Raw genomic sequence first — 26,146 nt, 5'->3', positions numbered from 1 at the left:
TCGCCGCACCGTGCGCGCGGCAGACTGTGAAGCGCGCCGCGCTACTGCGCCTGCGCGCCCCCCAGGTGTTTGCTCAGGAACGCCAGCAACTGGGTGTAGTAGGCGCGCCGGTGCGGCTCGGTGTAGAAGCCATGGCCCTCGTTGGGGAAGTACAGCGACTCCACCGGCGCACCGGCTTTTTTCAGCGCCTTTTCCATGCGCTCGGTGTGCTGGATCGGCGCACGCTCGTCCTTGCCGCCGGCGGCCAGGAACACCGGGATGCGGATGCGATCGGCCAGATTGACCGGCGAGCGCGCGGCCAGGGTGCTGCGTTCGCCAAGCCAGTCGCCGGCCCAGTTCTTGGCCCAGCGCGCACGCCTGGCCTGGTCGCGGTACATCGTCTCCAGGTCGTAGACGCCGACGTAGCCGGCGGCGCAGCGGTACAAGGCCGGTTCCCTGGCCCCGCCCATCAACGCCGCGTAGGCGCCGTAGCTGGCGCCATAGAGGCAGATGCGCGAGGCATCGGCGATACCCTGCGCAGCCGCCCAGCGCGTGGCATCGGTCAGGTCGTCCTGCATGCGGCCGCCCCATTCCTTCGCCCCGGCCTGGGTGAAGGCACGGCCATAGTTGCCCGAACCGCGGTAATTGACCCGCAGCACCGCATAGCCCGCCGCAGCGAGCAGTTGCGTGTCGTCGTCGAAATCCCACGCATCGAACACGCCGAACGGCCCGCCGTGCGGCAACAGCACCATCGGCAAGGGCTTGCCTGCCTCGGCATGCAGCGGCAGGGTGAGATAGCCGTGCAGCGGCAGGCCATCCCTGGCCTTGAAGCTGACCTCGCGGCTGGGCGGCACCTGGTCGGGCCGGAACCATTCGCGCCGGCTGAACACGCGCTTGGCCTGCTTGTCCACGGTGTCGTACAGGAAATAATCGCCGTTGTTGCGGTCGCTCCAGACGTACAGCAACACCAGCCGGCGATCGGCCGTTGCTGAGGTGATGAACACCGCATCGCCGTTGAACGCCTTTTCCAGCGATCGATACAGGCGCGAGGTCGGCGCGTTGTCGTCGAAGAAGCGGTTGCGCACCCGATCGCTCATGAACGACACGCCGATCGGCGTCTTGCCGTCCAGGTCGCGCAATACCCGGTACGGGTCGACCTGCTCATCGCGCAGCAAGGGCGAGTAGTGGTCGGTCGCCGGATCCCAGGACACCACCGCATCCGGACCGCTGGCCTGTTCCACCTGCAGATAGGCGAGCTTGTCGTCGCTGGAGAACCCCAGCGGATAGGCGCGATGGAAGCTGACGGTTTCGTCGTTGATCAGCCGCCACGGCGTGTCGTTGTCGTCGCGGTAATAGAGCTTGCTGGAATTGCCGCTATCGGCGCCGTTGGCGAAACGTACGCGCCCGGCATGGTCGGCGACGAAGTCCGCCCGCGACACCGGCGCGGTCGCCACTGGCGTACGCCGGTGATTGTAGATATCGAGTTTGTCGATGCGGATCGTGGGATCGCTGCTGGGCGCCACTACCGACACCAGCACGTTGCGCGGATCCTGCGCCAGGGTATCGAGCATGTACACCGACGGATCCAGGCCCGCCTTGAGCGTGGTGGCATTGACCGCATCGTTCATTCCATACGGGCTGGCGAGCAGACGCGGATTCTTGCCGTCGGCATCGATGGCGTGCAGCTGGCCGATCGCCACCGGTTCATCGCGCGTGCCGAAGCGCTCGGCCATCGATACCACGATGCGCTCGTCGTTGGCCCACCAGAAATCGTCGATCACCGAGTCGGCACCGCCGATGATCCTGGCCGAAAGCTGCTTGTCGCTGCGGCGAACGACCACCAGCCCGGTGCGGTCCTCCATCGGCTGGGTAACGGCATAGTAGGCGCCGGTCGGCGAGATCTTGACCCGCTCGAACTGGTCGCGCTTCAGATACGGGGTCAGATCCAGCGGCGGCGGCTCGGCCTGCGCGCATGCCATACCGGCCAGCGCAAGGCCGGCCACCAATGTCCAACGTCGCATCGCGTGCTTCCCCTCTCCCCTGAACGACCTATGTTGGCAAGCTCCGGGAACGGCGTCCATCCCCCGCCACAGTCCGCGGAGCCCCGCGCGTGCGTCGCAGATCCCCTCTCCCGCATCGCGCGGCGATGGCCCATGCTATCGCCCCTTCATCGGGCAATGACGGGAGCCGCGACATGCGCAAGATCCGGGTCGGCATCATCTTCGGCGGCAAGTCGGCCGAGCACGAGGTTTCGCTGCAATCGGCGCGCAACATCGTCGATGCGTTGGATCCGCAGCGTTTTGACGCCACTCTGATCGGCATCGACAAGCAAGGCCGCTGGCACGCCAACGAGCGCGACGGCTTCCTGTTGCATGCCGACGATCCGGCGCGGATCGCGCTGCAGCGCAGCGGACGCGGCGTGGCGGTGATCCCCGGCGACGACGCGCAGCCCTTGCGCGCGCTGCAGCCGGCGCAGGCGCTGGAACAGATCGACGTGGCGTTCCCGATCGTGCACGGCACGCTGGGCGAGGACGGCTCGCTGCAAGGCCTGTTGCGCATGGCCGGGTTGCCGTTCGTCGGCTCCGGCGTGCTCGGCTCGGCGCTGGCGATGGACAAGGACGTGGCCAAGCGCCTGCTGCGCGACGCCGGGCTGGAGGTGGCGCCGTTCGCCTCCATTCGCCGCCGCGATGCGGCGCAGGCCGATTTCGCCGCGCTGGCCGCGCAGTTCGGGCTGCCGTTGTTCGTCAAGCCGGCCAACCAGGGCTCGTCGGTGGGCGTGAGCAAGGTGCACGATGCGGCCGGCTTCGATGCGGCGCTGGCGCTGGCCCTGGCCTACGACCACAAGGTGCTGGTGGAGGCGGCGATCGACGGGCGCGAAATCGAATGCGCCGTGCTAGGCAACGACGCCCCGCAGGCCAGCGTCTGCGGCGAGGTGGTGGTGCACGACGCGTTCTATTCCTACGAGACCAAATACATCAGCGAGACCGGCGCCGAGGTGGTGGTGCCGGCGGCACTCGACGAAGCCACCCAGGAACGCATCCGCGCTATCGCGTTGCGCGCCTACGCCGCGCTGGAATGCGCCGGCTTGGCTCGGGTGGACGTGTTCCTGACCGGCGACGGCCGTATCGTGATCAACGAACTCAACACCCTGCCCGGCTTCACCCGCATCAGCATGTATCCGAAACTCTGGCAGGCCAGCGGGCTGAGCTACCGCGCACTGATCACCCGCCTGATCGAGCTGGCGCTGGAACGTCACGCGCAGGATGCGGCGCTGCGAAGTGCGGTGGCGTTGCCGGGATCCGAGGAATAGCGCAGCGGCCATGTAATGGTGCATCCCGCGCCAGCGGCGCGCACAAAAACGAACGGCCCGCCGCGCCGGATGTTCTCCGGTGCGACGGGCCGTTCGGGATGCTACGCGGGCGACTACACCTTGCCGCGACGGAACATCGAGATCACGGCCAGGATCAGGAATACCACGAACAGGATCCAGGCGATGTTGGTCGCGGCGCCGGCGATGCCGCTGAAACCCAGCACGGCCGCGATGATGGCGATGACGAAAAAGATGATGGCGTAATGCAGCATGGCAAGGTCCAGAAGTTGTCGTGCCGAATCGGCGCGCAGTTATCTTCGGAAACCGCCGGTCGTCAGGAAGTGACGGAAGTGTCGCGGCGCCATGATGACGCCAGGCGCTGCAGGCCTTGATCGATCGAAACCTGCGGTACATAGCCGAAATCGCGTCGCGCCGGTTCCATGCTGTACCAATGCGGCGTGCACAGCTGCTCGGCCAGGAAGCGGGTCAGCGGCGGCTCGCCGCGCAGGCGCAGCAGCGGCCATAACGTTTCGCAGGCGGCGCCGATCCGGTAGGCCGCCTTGAACGACAGGGTCTTGGTCACGGGCGGCGCGCCGACCGCGGCCAGCAGCTTGTTCAGCAACTCGCGCATCGGCAACGGCTCACCGTTGGAAATGAAGTACGCCTTGCCGGCGCAGGCCGCGCCGACGCGCAGATGCTCGAACGCGTCGAAATGCGCCTGCGCGGCATTGTCGATGAAGGTGGAATCGACCCGGTTGTCGCCGCCGCCGACCAGGCGCACGCGCCCGGCCTGCGCGCGCGCGACCAGCTTGGGCAGGATCTGGTTGTCGCCCGGCCCCCAGATCAGCCGCGGCCGTAGCGCCACCACCGCCAGTTGCGCGTCGTTGGCGGCGAGCACCGCGCGCTCGGCGATCGCCTTGGTCGCCGCGTACGGCGCCTGAAAGTTCTCGCCATACGGCACCTGATCCGCGCCCAAGCCCTCCACCGGATGCGTGGCGCGATGGGTCACGCTCGGCGTGGAGGTGTAGATCAAACGGCCCACGCCGTGCGCGCGGCAGGCGGCCAGCACGTTCTCGGTGCCGACCACGTTGGGCTGGTAGTAGCTGTCGTAGCTGCCCCAGGCACCGGCCTTGGCCGCGTTGTGGAATACCGCCTCGGCGCCGGCGACGGCGTGGTGCAGCGCCTGCGCATCGGTCAGGTCGCCGCGCACCTGGGCCACGCCCAGCGCCTGCAGCTCCGGATAGTGGCCGCGGTTGTAGCTGATCACTTCATGCCCGCGCGCGACCAGGCCGCGGCACAGCGCCTGGCCCAGGAATCCACCACCGCCCGTCACCACTATTTTCATCGCGCCGCACCGATCGCATCAGGGCGCACACGATAGCCGGGGTCGCCGGGGAAGGCGATCCGCACGGCCGCGGGCGACGCCAGGGCGCACCCCAAGTCATTGATCTTGTGGAACTTCATAATTCTTCACCGTGGCATCAGGCACTTCATCCACGGCGCTGGCGCAGTGCGCGGACTGCATCCTTCCGGAGTTTCACCATGTCGCGCCTTCCGTTCCTGCTGTGCACCGTGTTCGTCCTCGCCGCGCCTGTCGTCCATGCCGCGCCCGCCACCACCACCAGCAGCACTACCACCACCACGCCGCCGGCGCTCGAAGACGGCTGGAAGGTCGCCGACCCCAAGGCCACCGGCTGGAACATGGCCACGCTCGCGGCACTGGATCAGGCCATCGCCGACGGCAAGGCGCCGAACACCAGCAGCGTGCTGATCGTGCGCGACGGCGCGCTGGTCTACGAACGCTACTTCGGCGATGCCGACCGGCAGACCCTGCAAGACACCCGCTCGGCGACCAAGAGCATCACCGCGATGCTGGTCGGCGCGGCGATCGAGCGCGGCCGCCTGGCCGGCGCGCAGGCCAAGGTCTACGATTACTTCGGCGATCGCCATTGGCAGCAGCCGGATCCGCGCAAGCGCGCGCTCACCGTCGAGGACCTGCTGACGATGAGTTCGCAACTGGAATGCGACGACGAGAACGCGTTCTCCAGCGGCAACGAGGAACGCATGTACGTCAGCGCCAACTGGACCCAGTTCGCGCTGGACCTGCCGATCAAGGGTTACGCGCCGTGGATGAGCCGCCCGGAGAACAGCCCGCATGGCCGCGCCTTCGCCTACTGCACCGCCGGCAGCTTCCTGCTCGGCGCGCTGGTGGAGAAAGCCACCGGCCAGCACCTGGAAGACTTCGCCGCGCAAGCGCTGGAACGGCCACTGGGCATCACCGACGTCCACTGGGGCCGCTCGGCCGAAGGCGTGGGCATGGGCGGCGGCGGCACCCGCTACCGCAGCCGCGACCTGGCCAAGTTCGGCCAGTTGCTGCTCGACCAGGGCCGCTGGCACGGTCAGCAGGTGCTGCCGGCGGACTGGGTGCGGGCGATGACCACGGTGCACGCGCAGGCGCGCGAGGACGCCGACTACGGCTATCTGCTGTGGCGCTTCCGCTTCCCGGTGCGCGGGGTGGAACGCGGGGTGTGGGCGATGTCCGGCAACGGCGGCAACTACGTGTTCGTGCTGCCCGAGGAACGCCTGGTGGTGGTGATCACCCGCAGCGCCTACAACACGCCGAAAATGCATCCGCAATCGCAGGCGCTGCTCGCCGACTACGTGCTCAAGGCGTTGCCGTAGCCGCGCCGGTTTCCTGCGGGAGCAGGCCGGCTTGGCGCACCTGTGCGCGCTGGGCGGCGATGTCAGCCTGGTTGCGCGCCAGCAACGCGGCGAAGCCGGCCTGCATGCGCAGCGGTGCCAGCAGCGGCGACACCCGCAGGTAGGCCGCATCGCGATAGCCGGCGGCCTGTGCGCGGCGCAGCGCATCCAGCGCCGCGGCCGGGTCGCCGGCCAGTTGCAGCAGCAGCGCCGCATCCAGCCCATCGAGCGGGTCGGCACCACGCGCGAGGTTGCGCAACAGGTCCTGCGCCCGCGCGCGCAGCGCCGGCGCGGCTGGTCGTGGCTGCGCGTCCAGCGTCCATGCCACGGTCTGCCCCAGGCTGCCCTGGGGACGTAACCGCAGCGCATGCAGGCTGGCCTGGCGCGCACGCGCCGCATCGCCCTGCGCCAATGCCAGTTCCGCCTGCAGCAGGTAAAGGCCGGCGTAGTCGGTGCCGCGCCCCAGCGCCTCGTCCAATGCCGCCTGCGCTTCGGCGGTGCGGCCATGCGCGAACAGGAAACTCGGCCAGGCCACGTTGGAAAACGCGCTGTCCGGATACAACTGGAAGCTGTCGCGATAGCGCGCTTCGGCGGCGCTGACGTAGCCGAGCAGGTTGAGGTTGCTGGCGATCTGGATCGGCAGGAACCGCACCCGCGCCGGATCGCGCACCTGCAGGTTGGCGGCCAACGCCTGCGCCAACTGGCCCTTGCGTTCGTACAGATACGCAGCCGAGCCACGCACCGCATCGGCGCCCGGATCCAGCTGCAGCGCGCGCTCGTAGGCGGCCAGCGCCGCCGCGTACTCGCCGCTGCAATCGTGCGCGTAGCCGAGCGCGGCATGCGCTGCGGCCAGCTGCGGCTGCGCCGCAATCACCTGCGCCGCCAGGCGCCGCGCGAGCGCGACGTACTGCGCATCGCCGCCGTACTGGCACACGCGCGCGCTGTAGGCACGGCTGAGCCCGAGCAACGCACGCGGCTCGTCGGGCAGTTGCTGCAGGCGCTGCCGGTACAGCGCGATCGCGCGTTCGTTGTCGTCGCGCTGGCCGATGCCGGCGTAATACTCGGCGCGTTGCAGCAGCGGCGACGTCGCCGCTTGCTGCGGCGCATGCCACGGCCACGCCAGCGCCGCCAGCGTTCCGACACCGAGCACCACGACGGCCGCAATCGCGATGCCACGCCAACGCGGTCGCTGCGGTGCCGGTGCGTCCTCACTGTCGCTGTCGTCTTCGTCGCTGCGCACCGGCGCGCACAACTGGTAGCCCTGGCCGCGCACCGAACGCAGATAGCGCGGCTGCCGCGAGGCATCGCCCAGCGCCTGCCGCAACAGGCGCACGCGCTGGGTCACGGTCTCCTCGTTGACCAGCGCCGGTGCCCACACCTGCGCGATCAGTTCGTCGAAGCCGACCACGCGCTGGCCCTGCTGCAGCAGGTAATGCAGCAGGCGGAAACTCAGCCCGCCCAGCTCCAGCGCCACGCCGTCGCGCTCGACCCGTTGCCGCGCCACGTCGATGCGCAGGTCGTCCAGCCGGTAGCGCTCGCCCATCGCCGCGGCCTCAGCGCACGCGGTCCTTGGCCCACAGCGCCAGTTTCTCGCGGCCGATCTTGGCGTTGTGGCGGATATCCACCGGGAAGCCCGGATGGCGCAGGAAGTCGGCGATGCCGGCGGTGTGCGCATGCGTCTGCGCCAGCGCGCGCAGCACGGCTTCCGGCTGCGCCGGCGGCGCCACGCCCGCCTGCAGTTCGTAGCACAGCACCGGCCGCTGCGCGCCCGCCGCGCCGATCCCGACCAGCGCGCTGCGGCGCAGCCACGGCAAGGTATTGAAGATCGGTTCGACCTGCTCGGTGTACAGCGGCCCCTGCGCGGTCTCCACGCGCTGGGTCTTGCGCCCGCAGAACCACAGCCGGCCCTGCGCGTCGAAGTAGCCGATGTCGCCCATGCGATGCACGATGCGCTCGCTGCCGTCGTCCAGGCGCTCGCGGATCTTGGCAATGCGCGTGGCCGCATCGCGATTGAAATAGGTGTCGGTGGTGGTCGGCCCGGCCACGGTGATCTCGCCGACCGTGCCCGCCGGCAGCTCGCGCACGCCGGGCCACTCGGGGATCGCCGCATCGTCGATGGCGATGATGCGCACCACGTTCGGCGCCACCACCGCGCCGACGCAGGTGCCGGCGCCGGTTTCGGTGGCCGTGCGCGTGTCCTGCAGTTCGCGGCCTTCGATCGCCGCCACCGGCAGGCACTCGGTGGCGCCATACGGCGTCCACAGCTTGCCGTCCTCCGGCAGCAGGCTGCAGATCTTGGCGACGATTTCCGGCGGCACCGGCGCGCCGGCCGAGGTCGCACAGCGCACGTTCGGCAACGGCCGGCCGTAGTCGGCCAGCACCCGCATCAGCGCCGGCGAACCGAACAGCTGGGTCACCCCGAAGCGGTCGATCGCATCGTGCAGCTTGCGCGGATCGGCGCTGGCCGGCCGCGTCGGGTCCATGTCCGGGATCACCGAGGTCAGCCCCAGCGCCGGATCGAACAGGGCGAACGGCGGGAAGGTCGGCAGGTCGATGCCGCCGGGCTGCATGCCGAATGCGTTGCGCATCAGTTCGATCTGGCCGACGAAATGGCGGTGCCGGTAGACCACACCCTTGGGCACGCCGGTGGAGCCGCTGGTGAACAGGATCGCGGCCACGTCGTCGGCCGCGGTGTCGGCCAGCTGGCTGCCGGCGCCGTTGCCGGCACGCTCGATCTGCGCCAGCGTGGTGCCGCCCCAGGCCCAGCGCCGGCCCACGGTGACGATGCGCCGCGCCGAGCGCGCCCAGCCCAGCAAGCGCCGCGCCAGCTGCGCCAGCGGAATGCCGATGAACGCCTCCGGCTGCGCCTCGTCCAGGCATTGCTTGAGTGCGCGCTTGTCGATGCCCGGATCCACCAGCACCGGCACCGCACCGGCCTTGAACAGCGCGAACATCAGCAGGAAGAATTCCGGCGACGGCCGCACCATCACCACCGTGCGGGTGCCGCGGCCGATGCCGTAACCGCCCAGCCCGGCGGCGATCGCGTCGCTGCGCGCATCCAGCTGCGCATAGCTCAGGGTCACGTCGTAGGCGGCCAGGCCGTCGGCGCCACGGCGGCCCGGGCAGCGGATGGCGATCTGGTCGGGGCGCTCGCGCGCCAACGGCGGCAGCGTCGCGGCGATGTTGCAGATGGGGGTCGTAGTCATCGGTCGATTATCGCCGATGGCGCCGGCCATGCCTTTACCGGCATGCCTTTGTCCAACGTGCCGCGACCCGAGGAGTGGGTTCGGCAGCTGGCACCCCGGTTCGCCAGCGGCGCGGCGGCGCCATGCACCTGAACGCCGCAGCGCTTGCAGCGCGCGTCGGTTCGGTCAGAATGCCGCGCCCCCCAACGTTGTTTGCCGCGCAAGGCCCGGCTGCCATGGCACATCCCTGCCTCACCTGCGGCGCCTGCTGCGCCTACTTCCGCGTCAGCTTCCACTGGAGCGAAGCCGATCCCGAGCTGGGCGGCAGGGTCCCGTTCGCGCTCACCGAGCCGTTGCGCACCCACGAACGGGTGATGCGCGGCACCTCGCAGGCGCAGCCGCGCTGCGTGGCGCTGGATGCCGAGATCGGCCGCTACAGCCGCTGCACGATCCACGACCGGCGTCCCTCGGTGTGCGCCGCGGTACCCGCCTCGCTGGAGTTCGGCGAGCGCAGCGCGCAGTGCGACAAGTCGCGGCTGGCGCATGGTTTGCCATTGTTGACCGCGGACGACTGGGATGGCGTGACCGAGCGCAATCTTCCGGACGCCTGATTGCGCGGTGCCGCCGCGCTCGGCGCAACGCCGTCCGCGCGCATTACATCCCGTCGTCCGATGACCACCCTCTCATCGGTGCCGGGCGCCCATAACGCTGGCGACGTCCGCCTGCCAACGCCACGGCCGAGCACGAACCCGCTTCAGCGATCCTTCCACTTGGTCGACACCGGATTGGTCACGGTGTTCTTTTCCATGGTGTAGGTGCCGTTCTGCTGGGCGATGGCTTCGCCGGTGTCGACGATCGCGTTCTGGATGAAGATGTTCTTGTCCTCGCCGCGGACGAAGGTCAACTGGTGGAAGGCGGTCTTGTTGCCCCAATCCTCGGAAGGCAGGGAAATGAAGCGGACGGTATAGCTCTCGTCGTCGAAACTGCCTTGCAACACATACACGCCGTAGTGGTTCTCGCCTTGCGAGATGAGCTTGTACATGCCGTTGCTGTAGTAATAGAGCTCGGCATCGGGAAACGGCTTCTTGTCGTACATCTTCCGGTAATGCAGCACCTGCTTGTAGGTGGGCTGGCCGAAACCGACCGCCAGGCGCTTGCCGTCGGGGGAGGTCGTCAGGTCTTCCGCGTGCGCGCCAGTGGCGCTCATCGACATCAACAACATCGACATTGCGATCGCTCTCACTTCGTCTGTCTCCGGTCCGGTTGCGTGAATCGCCCGCACTGTACAGGGACCGGTTTATTACAGAGCGGCAATCGTTTGCAGTTTCCGCGAACATGCCGGCGACGGCTCCCGCTGCGACGCGCGCCATGGCCAACGGCGCGCCTCAGCGCGATGCACGCCGCTGCCGGGCCGATGCGCACAGACAACGGCGCGTCAGCCCAGTGGATGCGTGTCCAGGAACGTGCGGATCGCCGGCACCAACACCTCGTGCTTGTCTTCGAGCACGTAGTGGTTGGCGTCCTCGAACGTCATCACCTCGGCCTGCGGCAGCGCCTGGCGGAAACCGGCCAGGAAGTGATGGTCGAAGCAGATGTCGCGCAGGCCCCAGGCGATGAACGCCGGGCGGTCGGCGAACGACGGCAACGCCTGCGCCGAACGTTCCAGCAGCGACCAGGCCTTGTCGGCCGGCGACAGCGGGATGTCCTGCATGAAGCGGATGGTGGAAATGCGGTTGGCCCAGCTGTCGTACGGCGCCACGTAGGCGCGGCGCACGTCGGCGGGCATGCGCCGCGACACGCCCAGCCACGACGCGCCGGAGGAGAACGCGTTGAAGGTGCGGATGAACCATTCGCCCGGGCGCCAGTGCCGGCCCATCGCGATCTGCCACGGCATCGGCTTGGCCGCCGGCAACGGGAACGCAGCGGTGTTGGTGATCACCAGCCGCTTGACCTGCGCGTGGTGCGACAGCGCCCAGCCGAAGCCGATCATGCCGCCCCAGTCGTGCACCGCCAGCGTCACCGGCCCGTCGATGCCCAGGTGCCGCAGCAGCGCGTCGAGATCGTCCACGCGCGACTGCAGGGTGTAGTCGTAGCCCGGCTGCGCGCCCGGCGCGTCGTCCGGCTTGTCCGACAGGCCCATGCCGATATGGTCGGGCACGATGCAGCGATAGCGGTCCGACAGTCCGCTCACCAGATGCCGCCACAGGTAGCTCCACGACGGATTGCCGTGCAGCATCACGATCACCTCGCCGTCGCGCGGGCCTTCGTCGAGGTAGGACATCGCCAGCCCCGGACGGACCTGGAAACGCTGCGGGGTGAAGGGGTAGCCGGGGTAGTTCATATGGGTCGACCAATTGAAAGTGGGTAATGAAGCGAAGCATGTGCATCTGCATCGCGGGCAAGGCATGCAGATGGCATGTCTGCACACGCGGGCGCGGGCACATTCATAGCGGCTGCGCGCCTTCGCTGAGGATGTCCAGGTACGCCTGATAGGCGAAGACGCGATGCCGCTGCTGGCCGGTGAGTTCGTTGACGATCGCCAGTTCCTGCAGGGTACGGATGGCCGCGCGGATCGTCGGTGCGCTCAGCGCCAGATGCGGCTGCACCTGCGGCACGCCCAGCAGCACCCTGCGCGCGAACTGCTCGAACACCAGTCCGACATTGCCGGCACGCGTGCCCAGGCCGGCAATCCGCGCACGATCTTGCGCCAACAGCGCCAGCAAACGCTGCGCCGTGCTGACCGCTTGCTGCGCCGTATCCGCGACCCCGTCGAGGAAGAATCCCAGCCATCCTTCCCAGTCACCCTCGGTGCGCACACCGTTGAGGCGCTCGTAGTACTGCACGCGATGCCGCTTGAAGAACAGGCTCAGATACAGACTTGGTTCGCGCAAGACGCCTTCATTGCACAGGATCAACGCGATCAGCAGCCGCCCCAGCCGGCCGTTGCCGTCGCTGAAAGGATGGATCGTCTCGAACTGCACATGCGCCAACGCGGCCTTGACCAGCGGCGACACGTCGCTGGCCGGCGCATGCAGGAAGCGTTCGAATGCGCCCAGCACCGTCTCCAGGGCGTCGGGCGGCGGCGGCACGAAGTACGCCAACGCCGGCGAGGCGCCGCCGATCCATACCTGTCCCGCGCGGAATTCGCCGGGCCGCTTGCCGGCACCGCGCCCACCCCGCAACAGCAAGGCGTGCATTTCCCGGATCAAGCGCAAGGACAGCGGGAAGTCGTCCTGGCGCAAACGCTTGAGCCCGTGGTTCAGCGCGGCGACGTAGTTGGACACCTCCTCCACGTCGTCCAGCGGCACGCCCGGCGCCTCGTCCAACTCGAACAGCAACAAGTCCGACAACGACGACTGCGTCCCCTCGATCTGCGAGGACAGCAGCGCTTCCTTGCGCACGTATTGATAGAGGAACAGTTCCGGATCCGGCAGCATCAAGGTGATGCCATCCAGGCGTCCCAGGGCCTGATCCGCCCGCTCCTTGCGAGCGATCAATTCCGGCGCGGCCAGATCCAGCGGCGGCACAGGCGGCAGCGGATCAGGGACGAACGCCTGGTAACGACTCCCGGCCAGCGAACCGGAAACGTAATGGCCGGTGGAACGGCGGGGAGGCATCGGGCTTTCCTTACAGCCACCGAATGCGGCCATTAAGAAAGAAAACTACCAATAATTTTCCCAAAGCGCCAGATTGCGCCGGACAAGGAAAATTATTGGCCTATTCGGCGCAATGGAGCCCCACAACAAACGCCTTCCGCCTACCAGACCACCTCGGCCATCGAGCAGTTCAGGCCCGAGCCGATGCCCATCAGCGCGATCCGGTCGCCCTTCTTCAGGCGCCCCAGTTCGCGCAGCTTGCTCAGCACGATCGGCACGCTGGCCGGGCCGATGTTGCCGTGCTCGCCGAAGATGGTCATCACCTTCTTCGGGTCGATGCCGAAGTTCTTGATGAAGGCCTGGGTGTGCGGCAGGCTGACCTGGTGGATCACGAACTGGTCCAGCTCGTCCACCGCCCAGCCCAGCGCCTGCATGGCGGCGACGAAGGTCTTCTGCGCCAGCTTGAGGCCCTCGATCAGCAGCATGCGGGTATCGGTGACCATGCGGTCCAGGTTGCCCCGGCACAGCGTGTTCCACTCGGTGGCCGAACGGGTCACGCCGCCGCGGTAGCGCGGGGCGTCGGGAACCAGCTCGGCGCGCGCCATCACCATCGCCGCGGCGCCGCAGCCCAGGGTCAGCGCGGCCAGCTCGTCGCGGAATTCCTGTGCGGTTACGTCCGGGGAGGTCATCCGCTCCAGGGTCTTCTCGTACACCAGGTTGGCGGTCTCGCCATCCACCACCAGCGCATAGTCGACTTCGCCGCGCTCGATCATCCGCGCCGCGATGTCCATGCCGTTGATGAAGGCCAGGCAGGCATTGGCGACGTCGAAGGTCACGCATTCCTCGCCCACGCCCAGGTTGCCGGAGACGATGCTGGCGGTGGACGGTTCCAGGTAGTCGCGGCTGACCGAGGTATTGACCAGCAGCCCGACCTGGCCGGCGGTGATGCCGGCGTCGGTCATCGCCTTGCGGGCCGCCAGGGTGGCCGCATCGGATGCCTGCATGTCCGCATCCCACATGCGCCGCGCGTGGATGCCGGCGACGTCGCCGAGCACGTCGGTGCGGATGCCGAGGCGATCATAGGTCGGCTGCAGGCGTTCGTTGATCTGCTTGGAAGTCAGCGTGTGCGGCGCATCGATATGCGCCAGTCCCGCGATGGAGACATTGTTGAAGAGCATCGAGATGTACGCCGGGATAAGGCGAAGGGGCGCCAATTCTAGCGGCTGCCCGGTTTTACCGCATCTTTAACAAACTGGAACAGAGCGTATGGCTTAACCTGTTCAGCGAACACTGCACTGATAAGCGGCGTAGCGCTGGTCGCCGTCGACCGGTTCGCCCATCGCCTGCACGGTATTCGCGCCGACGCCGGGGGCCTCGTTGCGCGCCAGGGTCTCCAGTTCCTCGCGCACCCGCAGCGGGTTGCGCTGGTAGAAGCCCACGCTGCTCTTCACCGACACCACCACCTCGCCCCGCTTCTCGCAGCCGGCCGGCGCCTGCCCTGGCGGCAGCACGCGCACGGTCTTGCCTTCCGGCGCCATCGGCACCCAGGTGCAGGCGGCGAGACTGGCGAGCAGGAGCAACGCGATCGGTAGGCGCATGGAGAGGGACCGCAGGCTGAGAGAACCCGGATTGTGCCGCAGATCGCTGAATTGGCAATGACGCTGGCGGATCCGCCGGTGGCTGGCAGGCATGGAAGCCTGCTAGCGCGGGGCTTCGCCCGTACCCTCATCCGCCCCTTCGGGGCACCTTCCCCCGAAAAGGGGGCCATGGTCCCGATGGGAGAAGGAACCGCCTAAGCCCCTCTCCCACCGGGAGAGGGGTTGGGGTGAGGGTACGGCGCGAAGCGACTCGCGGAATTGGGGCGCACAGGCTCCGCCCATATCCTCATCCGCCCCCCGCCCCACAGGCCACCGCCTCAGCGCTTGGGCGCTGCCGGCGCGGCCGCGCCCTGCGGCTTGCCGTCCGCGTCGATCACCGTCACTTCGCCCAGCTTCAGCGCGCGCACCGGGCGCTCGATCTGCTTCAGGTCGCCCACCACCACCCAGGTCAGCGCGTTCGCGTCCAGGGTCGCGGCGGCCTGCGCCACCTGCGCCGGGGTCATCGCCTCGATCTCGGCCTTGCGCTTGAACACGTAGTCGTCGGGGCGCCCGTAGCGGACGATGCCGCCGATCGCACCGAGCACCGAACTGGCGGTCTCGTAGGCGCCAGGCAGGCTCAGGGTCTGGATGTTGCGGATCCGCGCCACTTCCTCCGCCGTCGGCGGCAGCTTGCCGCTGGCGAAGACGCTGATCTCCTTCTGCATCTCCTGCAGCGCCGGCGCGGTCTTGTCGATCTGCACCGGCGCGGCGGCCGACCACGGGCGCTGGCCAAGGGTGTTGGAGGCCGAACTGCGCGCGCCGTACGACCAGTGCTTGTTCTCGCGCAGGTTCATGTTCAGCCGCGAGGTGAAGTCGCCGCCGAGCACGCCGTTGGCGGTGTCGAACCGGATCGAGGACGCATCGGTGGTCGGCGGCACCAGTTCGGCGGCGAACAGGTTGGCCTGCACCGCGCCGGGCTGGTCGATCAGGTACACCCGCGACTTGCTCGGACGCGGCACCGCCGCCGGCGCCTGCAGCGACGGTGCCGCGCCCTCGCCCTTCCAGTCGCCGAACTGCGCGTCCAGCAGCGGCACCACCTCGGCCAGGGTGGTGTCGCCGACCACGATCAGGGTGGCTTGTTCGGGACGGATCCAGTCGCGCTGGAAGTCCACCAGGTCGGTGCGCTCCAGCGCCTCGATCGCCGGCTCGGTGCCGCTGCCGCTGAACGGGATCGCATACGGATGGCCGGCGCCGTACAGCAGCGGCGGCAGCACCCGCATCGCCACCGCGTTGGGCTGCGCCTTCTCCTGGCGGATGCCGGCGATCCAGCTCGCCTTGATCCGCTCGATCTCCTTCTGCTCGAAGCGCGGGCGCCGCAGCATGTCGGCGTACAGCGCCAGCGACGGCGCCAGGTTCTCTTTCAATGCGGACAAGTAGGCGCTGCTGCCGTCCAGCGAGGCGCCGGCGCTGAGCGTGGCGCCCAGGGTGTCGGCGGCATCGGCGAAGCCCAGCGAGTCGTAGGTGCCGGCGCCTTCGTCGAGCATGCCCATGGTGAAGTTGGCGGTGCCCGACTTGCGCCCCTGGTCGGCACTGAAGCCGCCCGGGAATTCGTAGCTGAACTGCACCACCGGCACGTCGTGGCGCTCGGCCAGGATCAACCGGGTGCCGTTCTTCAGCGTGGCGCGCTGCAGCGCCGGGAACTTCAGCTGCGGGAACTGGGTGGTCTTGGGCGGGCCGGCGCTGCGATCGACGACGCTGGGCAGCGCGCGGTACTTCGGATCGACCGGCGGCGGATTCAGCGGCGCCGGCTGCACGGCCGGCTCTTCGGCCAGCGCCACGCGCTCGCCCGGCTCCACCACCAGGGTGTGGTCGCCCTTGCCCAGCCACTTGCGGCCCACCGCCTTCAGATCGCGCGCGCGGGTGGACTCGATCGTGGCCAACGAGGTGCGGAAGCAGCCCGGATCGCCGGTGAACACCGTGCACTCGGCCAGCGCATCGGCCTTGCCGCCGAACCCGCCGATGCGCTCGATGCCGCGCACGAAGCCGGCGCGGAACGCGGTCTTGGCGCGCAGCAGCTCGTCCTTGTCCGGCCCCTTGTCGAGCAGCTTGCGCAGTTCCTCGTCGATCACCGCCTCGACCTTGGCCGGATCCACGCCCTGCTTCACCGTGGCGATGATGCCGAAGCTGGAGCCCAGCTGCGACGGCCAGGCGCCGGCGCTGATCTGGTCGACCAGCTTGTCCTCGTGCACCAGGCGCCGGTCCAGCCGCGACGACTTGGCGCCGCCCAGCACCTGCGCCAGCAGCTGCAGGCGGTCGATGTCCTCGGTGCCGGTCTGGGCCACGTTCCAGACGCGGTAGATGCGCGCCTGCGGCACCTTGTCGGTCATCGTCTCGCGGGTGGACTGGGTGTGCTGGGCCACGTCGACCTGCGGCTGCGCCATGCTCGGCCCGGCCGGAATATCGCCGAAGTAACGGGCGACCTTCTCTTTGGCGGTGGCCACGTCGATGTCGCCGGCCAGCACCAGTACCGCGTTGTTCGGCCCGTACCAGGTGCGGAACCACTGCTTCACGTCGGCCAGCGAGGCGGCGTTGAGGTCGTTCATCGAGCCGATCACGCTGTGGTGGTACGGGTGGCCCTTCGGGTACAGCGCGCGGCTCAGCTTGTCCCAGGCCTGGCCGTAGGGCTGGTTCTCGCCCTGCCGCTTCTCGTTCTGGACCACGCCGCGCTGCTCGTCGAGCGCGGCCTGATCGATGGCGCCGACGAGGTGGCCCATGCGGTCGGACTCCATCCACAGCGCCATGTCCAGCGCGGTGGTCGGCACGTTCTCGAAATAGTTGGTGCGGTCGCTGTTGGTGGTGCCGTTCTGGTCGGTGGCGCCGACCTGCTTGAACGGTTCAAAGAATTCGCCGCTGTGGTTCTCGCTGCCCTGGAACATCAGGTGTTCGAACAGGTGCGCGAAACCGGTGCGCCCGGCCGGCTCGTCCTTGGCGCCGACGTGGTACCAGAGATTGACCGCCACGATCGGCGCCTTGCGATCGGTATGCACCACCACGCGCAGGCCATTGGGCAGGGTGAACTGCTCGAACGCGATGTCCACTTTCGCCGCAGCCGGCTGCCTGGCCGCACTGGACGGAGGCGCGTAGCTCAGCGCGCCGAGCGCGGTGGACAGGGCGATGGCCAGCAGCGCCCCACGGGGGCGGATCGACACGGTCATGCAAGTTCCTTTTGAGTAATGAATGGAAGGACAGCCAGGCCTCGATCGTAACGGGCCGATGCCGCGCCCGCGTATGCCTTTCGGCCCGTTCCTGAGCATCGCTGGCGCCTTCGATCCTGAACGCGATGGGCGGACGACGCTGCCGGAGGGGTGACCGGCAGGCCGAAGACGGACGTACGCAAGCGACCGTGTGTCCGCCTGCGGACACACGGCTCCGCAAAAAAACCTTGAATAACAATGCTTTGAAGTTGGCACAGGATCTGCTTTGTATCTGGGGCGCAACAAACACCGTCAAATCAAATAATGAATGAAAGCTTAATAAGTAGAAAAAACAGAAGAAAGTTCTTGCACACCCTGATTGGGTGTTCTACCTTACTACCACACCACTGCTCAACAACACCAACGAGGCCCGCCATGAAAACCGCTTCCTTCGCCCTGACCTTCGCCATCGCCGCCCTGCTCGCCGCGCCGGCCATCGCCGCACCGACCGCCACCCTGGACAGCGTGCAGGTCCGCCCCTCCGCCGAGCAGATCGCCCAGCGCACCTTCGAGCGCAACAGCGGCATCGCCACCCTGACCGCGGTGCAGGTGCGTCCCTCCGCCGAGCAGCTGGCGCAGCGCGACGCCGAGCTGTCCAGCCGCATCGCCACGCTGGCGTCGGTGCAGGTGCGTCCGTCCGCCGAGCAGATCGCCCAGCGCGCTACCGAGCAGGCCACGAGCCCGCGCGTTGTTACCCTGACCGCAGTGCAGGTGCGTCCGAGCGCCGACACCCAGAGCGTCTTCGCGATCGGCAGCGTGGTCAGCGGCGCCCTGGACAGCGCGATGCTGCAGCTGCAGCCGAGCCTGCAGAACCTGGGCCAGGACCTGACCACCAGCCTGGCGCGCTGAGCCGGCGACGCTTCGCCGGCGCAGGCCGGAGCCGGCGCGTAAACTGCGCCAATGACCGCCACGCCCACGCTGCATGTCCTGCTGTTCCAACCCGAAATACCGCCCAACACGGGCAACGCCATCCGCCTTTGCGCGAATACCGGCGCGCAGCTGCACCTGATCGAGCCGCTCGGCTTCGACCTCGAGGACAAGCAGCTCAAACGCGCCGGCCTGGATTACCACGAGTACGCACGCCTGCAGGTCCACGCTTCGCTGGACGCCGCGTTGCAAAGCATCGCCCCGCGCCGCCTGTTCGCCCTGAGTACCCGCAGCGACACCCGCTACGATGCGCCCGCCTTCGCCGACGGCGATGCGTTCCTGTTCGGCCCGGAGACCCGCGGCCTGCCGGCCGAGGTGCTGGAACAGGTTCCGCCCGCGCAACGCCTGCGCCTGCCGATGCGCCCGCACAACCGCAGCCTCAACCTGTCCAACGCGGTGGCGGTGGTAGTGTTCGAAGCATGGCGGCAACTGGGCTTCCCCGGCGCGGATTGAACGCGCGGCAGGACACTGGTTGATGGCGACACGTCCTTTGGGCCGAACGGCGCAACAACATAGACCACGACTGCCGCGCGATTCGACACACGGCGGCGGCGGCGCAGGCATGACGCCTTCTCCACGACAACGCCACGAAAGCTGCACGCCGAGGTTTCCGCCGGAACACCGCTACCTCTCGCGAACGTGCATTACGGGCGTCCCTGCTTGCAGTTGAAGTCGGCAACGCTTCGTTCTTACACTCGGCCGTCAGGAACATCGCCTGAGTCGATCCGAGCGAGCTGCCCGCCGCGCTCTTGCAGGGTAGCGCCATGACATCCAGCTCCCGAAAAACGATCACCACCGACGATTGGGTCAGGATTCGCCGCGACCGGGAAACCGGGATCGAGAGCGTGCACGCGCATTTCCGCGGACACGCCTACGATCCCCACGATCATGACGAAGTGCTGGTCGGCGTCACCTTGCAGGGAGTGCAGCGGTTCCACTGCCATCGATCGCTGCATACCAGTACGCCCGGGCGCGCCATCCTGATCGAGCCCGGGGCGGTCCACGACGGGCATGCGCCCGAGGAGGACGGCTTCACCTACGCGATGCTCTACCTCCCCCAGTCCTGGGTGGCGGAGATGCTGCAGCGGCTCGGCCAGTGGGACATCTCCGCGATTCAACCGGCGTTCCGGAGCACCTTGACCGGCGACGCCGTGCTGAGCGCGGCGATACGCCAGGCGTTCCTCGCCGTGCATCACGGCGAAGGCCGCCTGGCGCGGGACCAGAGCCTGGATCGCATGATGCGGCTGCTGTCCTCGCATCTGTCTGCGGATGCGCAGCCCACGCGCGATTCGGCGGCAAGGATGGCGCGGGCCAGGGATTTCCTGCACGCGCAGATGGAACGCGACGTCGGCCTGAATGAACTTGCCGGCTACGCCGACATGGACCGGTTCCGCCTCACCCGGCAATTCCAGCGCACGTTCGGCCTGTCGCCGCACGCTTACCTGATCCGCTTGCGGTTGCGCGTCGCGCGCGCCCTGCTGGCCAGTGGCCAGGAACCTGCGGACGTGGCGCTCAAGGTCGGCTTTGCCGATCAAAGCCATCTGGGCCGCTGGTTCAAGCGCGCCTATCGGCTCACCCCGGCCGCCTACCAGCGGCAGTGCACAGGCGTTCTAGATTGAATCCTGGGGCGCTCCGACCATGGCCACAGTCCAGCGAGAACGGAGTTCCCCCATGTTCGACACCAAAGTGGCTCTCATCGTCCGCAACGACCTGGCGACCTGGCAGCGGTTGAATGTCGTTGCCTTCCTGGCGACAGGTATCGCAGCGGCCGCCCCCGACGCCATGGGCGAACCCTACGTCGATGCGAACGGCCACCGCTACGGCAACATGCTCGGCCAGCCGATGCTGGTGTTCGAGGCCGATATCGCCGGGCTCCAGGCCGCGCACCGCGTGGGCCTGGAACGCGAGATCACCGTGCTGCCGTATGTGTTCGCCATGTTCGCGACCGGACACGACGACGCCAATCGCCAGGCCTTCGCCGCGGAAGACCCGGGCGATCTGAACCTCGTGGGGATCGGGTTGCGCGGGTCGAAGAAGGCCGTGGAAAAAGCCACCAAGCGCCTGTCGCTGCATCCGTGACAGCGCGCGCGGCGATGCAGCCGTTCCGAATTTCCTTAGGTCATCTCGCAAGCCGCATCGTCCCCTGCACGGTCGGTCGGTAGCGGATCGCTCCAGACGATGCGTGGCGCTGCCTGGCAGCCAGGGGCAGGTGCGCAATCCGCACATCCGTATGGCGTGCGCCGACTGGCTCAGGTCAGGCGTCGACGACAAACACGCCACTCGGGTAGCAGCCGCAGATGAACTCGACGAACGCCCGGACCTTAGGGCTCTGCAGGCGCCGCGAGGTATGCAGCACCCACAGTTCGACCTCGTCGCCGGCCGCGCCCCACGCGACCAGTTCGCCCTGGTCGAGAAGGCGTGCAATGAGCGATTGCGGCAGCATGGCCGCGCCCGCGCCGGCGGTGACCGCGTCGCGGACCGTCAGCAGCGAGGACAGCCGCAGCACGGGCTGTGGCTCGACGACGAGCTGGCCGCCCTGCACGGACCACAGCTCGCCGTCGCGATAGGACGGCGTCACCACGGCCGGGACGCGCGGCGTCTCGCCTTTGCGCCCTTTTGGCCTCTCGATGGTGGGAGCCGCCGCAAGCAGCAAGCGGTCCTTGGCGAAACACCTGCCGACCAGCACGCTGTCCTTGCGCGGATTGATGCGGATGGCGACGTCGAACTGCTCCTCGACGAGGTTGGCGACACGGTCCTCGGAGACGGCCTCTATATGCACTTGCGGATAGAGCGCCTGGAACGCGGCGGCAAGCCGTCCCAGCGCCACTTGCGAGAACAGCAGCGGCGCGGCGACACGCAGCCGGCCTCGCGGGGCCGCCAGCCCGTCCCGTGCCGCCGCGATCGCGTCGGCCACCTCGCGCATCGGTCCCTCGAGTCTGGCCAGCAGGATCTGGCCGGCTTCGGTCAGGCCCAGGCTGCGCTCGCCTCGCTCGATGAGCCGTATGCCCAGCGAGTCCTCGAGATCGGCGACCCGGCGCGACAAGGTCGCCTTGGACCGGCCACTGGCGCGGCTGGCTCTGCCGAAGCCGCCATGCACGGCCACCAGTTGGAAATCTTCCAGGGCATTCAGGTCCATTGTGTCTCAGATTTGATACGAGGCGTCCACATTTTAGAGTCTGTGTTTTGAATATGGAACCTCCTATTGTTTGCCCACACCCACACCAAACCCCAACCAAGGAAATCACCATGACCATTCTCGTAACCGGTGCCACCGGCAATGTCGGCCGTCAGGTCGTCGAACAACTCGTCAAGCGCGGCGCCGATGTCCGCGCGCTGGTCCGCGACCCGGCCAAGGCCAACCTGCCGGCAGGCGTCGAGGTCGTCCAGGGCGATCTGCTCGATGTCGATTCGCTACGTGGCGCCTTCTCCGGCGTCTCCACGCTGTTTCTGCTCAACGCCGTGGTGGCCGACGAGTACACCCAGGCCCTGATCGCACTGAACGTCGCTCGCCAGGCCGGGATCGAGCGGTTCGTCTATCTGTCGGTGATCCACAGCGACCTGTACGTCAACGTGCCGCACTTCGCCGGCAAGTACGGCGTGGAACGCATGATCGAGCAGATGGGCCTGAACGCCACCATCTTGCGTCCGGCCTACTTCATCGACAACGACCTCACGATCAAGGACGTGGTGAGCGGCTACGGCGTCTATCCGATGCCGATCGGCAGCAAGGGCCTGGCGATGGTCGATACCCGCGACATCGGCGAGGTCGCGGCTATCGAACTGCTGCGCCGCGAGCAGTCGGCCGTGCCGCTGGCGCTGGAGCGCATCAATCTGGTCGGCCCCGAAACGCTGACCGGCACCGCCATCGCCGCGATCTGGAGCGACGCGCTGGGCCGCCAGATCTCCTATCCGGGCGAGGACACCGCCGCATTCGAGCAGAACCTGCGCCAGTTCATGCCGAGCTGGATGGCCTACGACATGCGCCTGATGAGCGAGCGTTTCATCAGCGACGGCATGATCCCCGCCACCGGCGACGTCGAACGCCTGACCACGCTGCTGGGGCGCCCGCTCCACTCCTATCGCGAGTTCGCCACCCGGGTCGCGACCTCCTCCTGACACGCAGCGCTTGCGCACCTACACCACCAGGACGCCACCATGATCTATTCGACCGCTACCGTCGCCGTGAACCCTCCCGGCGAACTCCCGCTGACCCGCGCGCAGGCCTGGCAGGGCCTGCTGCTCAAGGCCCGCGACGCCCGCCTGTTCCTGCCCGAAGGCCTGTGCACCCGCTGCGATGTCGTGGAGGAAAGCGCCACGCACTTCGTGCGCGAAGCCACGATCGCCGGCACCAACCTGCGCGAGATCATCGCCCTCGAACCGGAAAGCAAGATCACCTTCTTCCAAGCCACCGGCCCGCGCGAAGGCGCGATCGTCAACGTGCTGTTCGAAGACGCGGCCGGAGCGCTGCAGCTGCGCTTCTACTGCTATCTCGGCCTGCGCGGCAAGGTGCCGGGTGGCCCCGAGGAGCAGGCCGAGCAGGCGCAGTTCGACAGCGACAAGGGCTATAAGGCGGCGCTGCACTCGACGCTGAAACGCACCCGCGAACTGCTCGCGGACGGCCGGCTCTGAACAAGCATCCGCTTCCATTCCCTGTCCGCACGGAGCTGTTCCATGCGGGCAGCGATACGGAAAGCCACGCCGACGCCCCCACGCTCGGCCCCATTTGACGAACTGGCAACGGCTCAGCCAGCAGCGATGCCTGGCCGAAAAGTCAGACCCATCCTGGGCGACCTGCAACAGGCGCCCCTTGCCTTGAGGAAATCGACATGCAACAGCATGACAGCGGCAATATCGCGCCTGACCGACCGAAGATTCTGGTCCTGGGCGCGACCGGCGGCACCGGCCAACTCATCGTCGGCCAAGCGCTGGCCCGAGGCTACGACGTCGCGGCGCTGGTGCGTTCGCCCGACGCGGCGCGGCATCTCGGCGGGGCGCGGCTCATCGTAGGAGACGCCCGCGACGAGACGATCCTGCGCCAGGCGCTGCGCGGCCGCGACGCCGTCATCAGCGCACTGGGCACACCGGCCAGCCCGCGCCGCGAGGTCACACTGCTCTCCACCGCGACGCGGGCGCTGGTGAGTGCGATGAAGGCGGAGCAGGTCGCACGCCTGGTCGGCATTACCGGCATGGGGGCCGGCGACAGCGCGGGACACGGCGGCTTTCTCTTCGACAAGCTGATCTTTCCACTACTCCTGCGCAAGGTGTATGCAGACAAGAATCGGCAGGAAGCGCTGATCCGCGACAGCGGCCTCGACTGGGTGCTGGTGCGCCCCTCCGTCCTCAACGACAAGCCTGCCCGCGGCGATGTCCGCACGCTCACCGATCTCACCGGTTTCCACGGCGGCACCATCGCGCGTTCGGATGTCGCGGCGTTCGTCTTGGACCAGGTGACCGCCAGCGACTGGATACATCGTTCGCCGCTGATCACTTGGTAAGCGCACCGCGCGCGCCGCTGTTGGGAGCGCGCTGAACGAGCAGACGGGGACGCGGCCGCAGCGGTAGGTACAAAGAAGAGCCCGCCACCAATCCCATCGGCAACGAGTCGATTGCGGTTTGGCATCCCGCAATGGGGCGACTTGTGATCCGGTAGCAGCGCGGACCGTGCGGGCCATGCGCCCTCGAAACCATGCCTTCGAAAGTTCCTGAACAGGGCGTCTGATTTATATACCGGTCAGTTTGAAATTCAGGGGAAGTTCGGGTGGCTAACGGATAATTTACATATCGGCAGCGAACGGCCCACGCCTCAGCGCCGACTAAACCAATAACAAGGGTATCCCGATCATGAAGACTTCTCTGCTCGCTCTCGGCCTCCTGGCCGCTCTGCCGTTCGCTGCCTCTGCGGCTGAAGGCCTGTCCTACAACTACGTCGAAGGCGGTTACATCAAGACCGACGCCGACGGCGGCGACGCGGATGGTTGGGCCGTCAAGGGCTCCTACGCGATCAACCCGAACTTCAGCGTGTTCGGCGACTTCAACCGCCAGAAGACCGATTTCGGCGACGTCGACGTCGACCAGTGGCGCATCGGCGCCGGCTACAACCACGAGATCTCGACCAGCACCGACCTGGTGACCCGCGTGGCCTACAACCGCTTCGACCCGGAATACGGCACCAAGTTCAACGGCTACAGCGCCGAAGTGGGCATCCGTACCGCGTTCAACCCGTACCTCGAGGTGTATGCGCTGGGCGGTTACGAGGACTACACCAAGAAGGACGGCATCAACCCGGACGGCGAGTTCTATGGCCGCCTCGGCGCCCAGGCCAAGCTCAACCAGAACTGGGGCCTGAGCGCGGACCTGAAGATGAACCGCGATGGCGACAAGGAATGGTTCGTCGGCCCGCGTTTCAGCTGGTAAGCGACACCGCGTAGCACTGCGCGCCGCGTCTCTCTCTCCCGCTGCGCGCGGTTCGAAGCCCGGTCCCAGGACCGGGCTTCTTTTTTGCGCGTCGTTCGTGCCGAGTGACCGTAGATACGAAAAAGCCCGGCTTCGGCCGGGCTTTTTCGTATCTGCAACGGTAAGCGATCCGATCAACTGAACAGCGTGGTCGGATACTCGGGTTTCTGCTCGCGGGCCAGCAACTGCTGCAGACCCACCGCCGGGGTCAGTTCGCCGTGCAGCACCGCGCGCACCGCGTTGGAGATCGGCAGGTCGATGCCATGGCGTTCGGCCTGGCGCATCACCTCGTCGGCGGTCTGCACCGACTCGACCACCTGGCCGATCGCGCGAACCGCGTCGTGCAGGGTCTGCCCGCGGCCCAGGGCCAGGCCCAGGCGCCGGTTGCGCGACAGGTCGCCGGTGCAGGTCAGCACCAGATCGCCGAGTCCGGCCAGGCCCATCAGGGTTTCCGGCTTGCCGCCGATCGCCGCGGCCAGCCGCAGCATTTCGTTGAGCCCGCGGGTGATCAGGCCGGCGCGGGCATTCAGGCCCAGCTCCATGCCGTCGGCCACGCCGGTGGCCACCGCAAGCACGTTCTTCATCGCCCCGCCCAGCTCGGCACCGACCATGTCGTCGCCGGTGTAGGCGCGGAAGGTGGGGCCGTGCATCGCGTCGGCGACCTGCTGCGCGAACGCGGCATCGCCGTGCACGGTCACCGCGGTCGGCAGGTCCAGCGCCACTTCCTTGGCGAACGACGGCCCGGTCACCACCGCCAGCGGCACGTCCTCGCCCAGGATCTGCTGCGCCACCTCGTGCAGGAAGCGCCCCGATCCGGGCTCGAAGCCCTTGGTCGCCCAGGCCACGCCGGCCTGCGGCGGGCGCAGCGGCGCCAGCTGCTGCAGGGTTTCGGTGAACGCGTGCGACGGCACCACCACCAGGATCCAGTCGGCGCCGTGCACGGCCGCCGCCAGGTCGGTGGTGGCCTGCAGGGTCGCCGGCAGCGGAATCTGCGGCAGGTAGCGCGGGTTCTCGTGGCGCTGCTGGATCGCCTCGGCGACGACGGCGTCGCGCCCCCACAGCACGGTCGGGAAACCGTGCCGGGCGACGAGCGCGGCCAGGGCAGTGCCCCAGGAGCCGGCGCCGAGAACGGCGATCTTCTTCGCGGGGTTATCGCGCATGTGGA

Annotated in this window: 25 protein-coding genes; 11 read left to right on the top strand and 14 right to left on the bottom strand. The window is 67.9% G+C overall.

Annotation, left to right across the window (positions count from 1 at the left end):
- Positions 1 to 41: 41 nt before the first annotated feature.
- Positions 42 to 1,958, bottom strand: coding sequence for a prolyl oligopeptidase family serine peptidase (locus tag HEP73_RS01410; protein WP_458309669.1), 1,917 nt, complete (start codon positions 1,956 to 1,958; stop codon positions 42 to 44).
- Positions 1,959 to 2,173: 215 nt separating this feature from the next.
- Between HEP73_RS01410 and ddlA the strand changes: the two genes are divergently transcribed.
- Positions 2,174 to 3,289 carry a D-alanine--D-alanine ligase gene (gene ddlA / locus HEP73_RS01405; RefSeq protein ID WP_185821836.1) on the top strand — a complete coding sequence of 372 codons (1,116 nt, stop codon included), beginning with the start codon at positions 2,174 to 2,176 and terminating at the stop codon, positions 3,287 to 3,289.
- A gap of 113 nt (positions 3,290 to 3,402) precedes the next feature.
- On the opposite strand, the gene HEP73_RS01400 is transcribed toward ddlA, so the two are convergent.
- From HEP73_RS01400 to HEP73_RS22525, 3 genes are all read right to left on the bottom strand, one after another.
- Positions 3,403 to 3,561, bottom strand: a complete 159-nt coding sequence (locus HEP73_RS01400) for a DUF1328 domain-containing protein (RefSeq protein WP_003468167.1) — start codon at positions 3,559 to 3,561, stop codon at positions 3,403 to 3,405.
- Positions 3,562 to 3,623: 62 nt separating this feature from the next.
- Entirely contained in the window at positions 3,624 to 4,634 is a 1,011-nt protein-coding gene (oleD, locus tag HEP73_RS01395; protein WP_185821835.1) for a 2-alkyl-3-oxoalkanoate reductase, read from the bottom strand.
- Complete coding sequence (locus HEP73_RS22525; RefSeq protein ID WP_255423626.1) at positions 4,631 to 4,753, bottom strand: hypothetical protein; 123 nt, start codon at positions 4,751 to 4,753, stop codon at positions 4,631 to 4,633. The genes oleD and HEP73_RS22525 overlap by 4 nt, the downstream gene beginning before the upstream one ends.
- A gap of 78 nt (positions 4,754 to 4,831) precedes the next feature.
- On the opposite strand from HEP73_RS22525, the gene HEP73_RS01390 reads away from it, so the two are divergent.
- Positions 4,832 to 5,971, top strand: coding sequence for a serine hydrolase domain-containing protein (locus tag HEP73_RS01390; protein WP_185821834.1), 1,140 nt, complete (start codon positions 4,832 to 4,834; stop codon positions 5,969 to 5,971).
- Here the strand turns inward: HEP73_RS01390 and HEP73_RS01385 are convergent.
- A complete protein-coding gene (locus HEP73_RS01385) occupies positions 5,955 to 7,532 on the bottom strand; it encodes a winged helix-turn-helix domain-containing protein (RefSeq protein ID WP_185821833.1) in 1,578 nt (525 codons plus the stop codon). The genes HEP73_RS01390 and HEP73_RS01385 overlap by 17 nt on opposite strands.
- Positions 7,533 to 7,542: 10 nt before the next feature.
- Positions 7,543 to 9,195 (bottom strand): olefin beta-lactone synthetase, encoded by a 1,653-nt coding sequence (oleC, locus tag HEP73_RS01380; protein WP_185821832.1) that lies wholly within the window; start codon positions 9,193 to 9,195, stop codon positions 7,543 to 7,545.
- Between the two features lie 215 nt (positions 9,196 to 9,410).
- On the opposite strand from oleC, the gene HEP73_RS01375 reads away from it, so the two are divergent.
- Positions 9,411 to 9,785 (top strand): YkgJ family cysteine cluster protein, encoded by a 375-nt coding sequence (locus tag HEP73_RS01375; protein ID WP_185821831.1) that lies wholly within the window; start codon positions 9,411 to 9,413, stop codon positions 9,783 to 9,785.
- A gap of 143 nt (positions 9,786 to 9,928) precedes the next feature.
- On the opposite strand, the gene HEP73_RS01370 is transcribed toward HEP73_RS01375, so the two are convergent.
- The 6 genes from HEP73_RS01370 to HEP73_RS01345 all read right to left on the bottom strand — a co-directional run bounded on the left by HEP73_RS01370 (position 9,929) and on the right by HEP73_RS01345 (position 17,562).
- Positions 9,929 to 10,417 (bottom strand): hypothetical protein, encoded by a 489-nt coding sequence (locus HEP73_RS01370; protein ID WP_221899367.1) that lies wholly within the window; start codon positions 10,415 to 10,417, stop codon positions 9,929 to 9,931.
- 192 nt (positions 10,418 to 10,609) lie between these two features.
- Positions 10,610 to 11,515 carry an alpha/beta fold hydrolase gene (locus HEP73_RS01365; RefSeq protein ID WP_185821830.1) on the bottom strand — a complete coding sequence of 302 codons (906 nt, stop codon included), beginning with the start codon at positions 11,513 to 11,515 and terminating at the stop codon, positions 10,610 to 10,612.
- A 103-nt stretch (positions 11,516 to 11,618) separates the two neighbouring features.
- Complete coding sequence (locus HEP73_RS01360; RefSeq protein WP_185821829.1) at positions 11,619 to 12,791, bottom strand: Fic family protein; 1,173 nt, start codon at positions 12,789 to 12,791, stop codon at positions 11,619 to 11,621.
- A gap of 140 nt (positions 12,792 to 12,931) precedes the next feature.
- Complete coding sequence (locus HEP73_RS01355; RefSeq protein ID WP_053835032.1) at positions 12,932 to 13,948, bottom strand: 3-oxoacyl-ACP synthase III; 1,017 nt, start codon at positions 13,946 to 13,948, stop codon at positions 12,932 to 12,934.
- A gap of 102 nt (positions 13,949 to 14,050) precedes the next feature.
- Positions 14,051 to 14,368 (bottom strand): DUF4156 domain-containing protein, encoded by a 318-nt coding sequence (locus HEP73_RS01350; RefSeq protein WP_185821828.1) that lies wholly within the window; start codon positions 14,366 to 14,368, stop codon positions 14,051 to 14,053.
- A gap of 317 nt (positions 14,369 to 14,685) precedes the next feature.
- Positions 14,686 to 17,562, bottom strand: a complete 2,877-nt coding sequence (locus HEP73_RS01345) for a M16 family metallopeptidase (protein WP_185821827.1) — start codon at positions 17,560 to 17,562, stop codon at positions 14,686 to 14,688.
- Positions 17,563 to 17,976: 414 nt separating this feature from the next.
- Here HEP73_RS01345 and HEP73_RS01340 point away from each other — a divergent pair, with 414 nt between their 5' ends.
- The 4 genes from HEP73_RS01340 to HEP73_RS01325 all read left to right on the top strand — a co-directional run bounded on the left by HEP73_RS01340 (position 17,977) and on the right by HEP73_RS01325 (position 20,607).
- Entirely contained in the window at positions 17,977 to 18,450 is a 474-nt protein-coding gene (locus tag HEP73_RS01340) for a hypothetical protein (RefSeq protein WP_185814856.1), read from the top strand.
- A gap of 51 nt (positions 18,451 to 18,501) precedes the next feature.
- Positions 18,502 to 18,981 carry a tRNA (cytidine(34)-2'-O)-methyltransferase gene (locus HEP73_RS01335; RefSeq protein ID WP_179571124.1) on the top strand — a complete coding sequence of 160 codons (480 nt, stop codon included), beginning with the start codon at positions 18,502 to 18,504 and terminating at the stop codon, positions 18,979 to 18,981.
- Between the two features lie 311 nt (positions 18,982 to 19,292).
- The gene (locus HEP73_RS01330; RefSeq protein ID WP_185821826.1) at positions 19,293 to 20,147 is read left to right on the top strand and encodes an AraC family transcriptional regulator; all 855 of its coding nucleotides are present in this window, start codon (positions 19,293 to 19,295) and stop codon (positions 20,145 to 20,147) included.
- Between the two features lie 52 nt (positions 20,148 to 20,199).
- Positions 20,200 to 20,607 (top strand): DUF2000 domain-containing protein, encoded by a 408-nt coding sequence (locus HEP73_RS01325; RefSeq protein WP_185821825.1) that lies wholly within the window; start codon positions 20,200 to 20,202, stop codon positions 20,605 to 20,607.
- 175 nt (positions 20,608 to 20,782) lie between these two features.
- Here the strand turns inward: HEP73_RS01325 and HEP73_RS01320 are convergent, their stop codons facing one another.
- Positions 20,783 to 21,664, bottom strand: coding sequence for a LysR family transcriptional regulator (locus tag HEP73_RS01320; protein WP_185821824.1), 882 nt, complete (start codon positions 21,662 to 21,664; stop codon positions 20,783 to 20,785).
- Between the two features lie 110 nt (positions 21,665 to 21,774).
- Here HEP73_RS01320 and HEP73_RS01315 point away from each other — a divergent pair, with 110 nt between their 5' ends.
- The 4 genes from HEP73_RS01315 to HEP73_RS01300 all read left to right on the top strand — a co-directional run bounded on the left by HEP73_RS01315 (position 21,775) and on the right by HEP73_RS01300 (position 24,942).
- Positions 21,775 to 22,644 (top strand): SDR family oxidoreductase, encoded by an 870-nt coding sequence (locus tag HEP73_RS01315; protein ID WP_185821823.1) that lies wholly within the window; start codon positions 21,775 to 21,777, stop codon positions 22,642 to 22,644.
- A 39-nt stretch (positions 22,645 to 22,683) separates the two neighbouring features.
- Positions 22,684 to 23,157: an AtaL-like protein gene (locus HEP73_RS01310; RefSeq protein WP_185821822.1), complete on the top strand. Its 474-nt coding sequence runs from the start codon at positions 22,684 to 22,686 to the stop codon at positions 23,155 to 23,157.
- Between the two features lie 197 nt (positions 23,158 to 23,354).
- A complete protein-coding gene (locus HEP73_RS01305) occupies positions 23,355 to 24,023 on the top strand; it encodes an NAD(P)-dependent oxidoreductase (protein ID WP_185821821.1) in 669 nt (222 codons plus the stop codon).
- Between the two features lie 346 nt (positions 24,024 to 24,369).
- Positions 24,370 to 24,942, top strand: a complete 573-nt coding sequence (locus tag HEP73_RS01300) for an OmpO family porin (RefSeq protein ID WP_145707161.1) — start codon at positions 24,370 to 24,372, stop codon at positions 24,940 to 24,942.
- Between the two features lie 173 nt (positions 24,943 to 25,115).
- On the opposite strand, the gene HEP73_RS01295 is transcribed toward HEP73_RS01300, so the two are convergent.
- On the bottom strand, positions 25,116 to 26,141 hold the full coding sequence (locus HEP73_RS01295) for an NAD(P)H-dependent glycerol-3-phosphate dehydrogenase (protein WP_185821820.1): 1,026 nt from the start codon (positions 26,139 to 26,141) through the stop codon (positions 25,116 to 25,118).
- Between the last annotated feature and the right edge of the window lie 5 nt (positions 26,142 to 26,146).

Origin of the sequence: Xanthomonas sp. GW, from assembly GCF_014236815.1 — a bacterium.
Classification (GTDB): domain Bacteria; phylum Pseudomonadota; class Gammaproteobacteria; order Xanthomonadales; family Xanthomonadaceae; genus Xanthomonas_A.
This window is presented reverse-complemented; position numbering and strand designations above follow the sequence as displayed.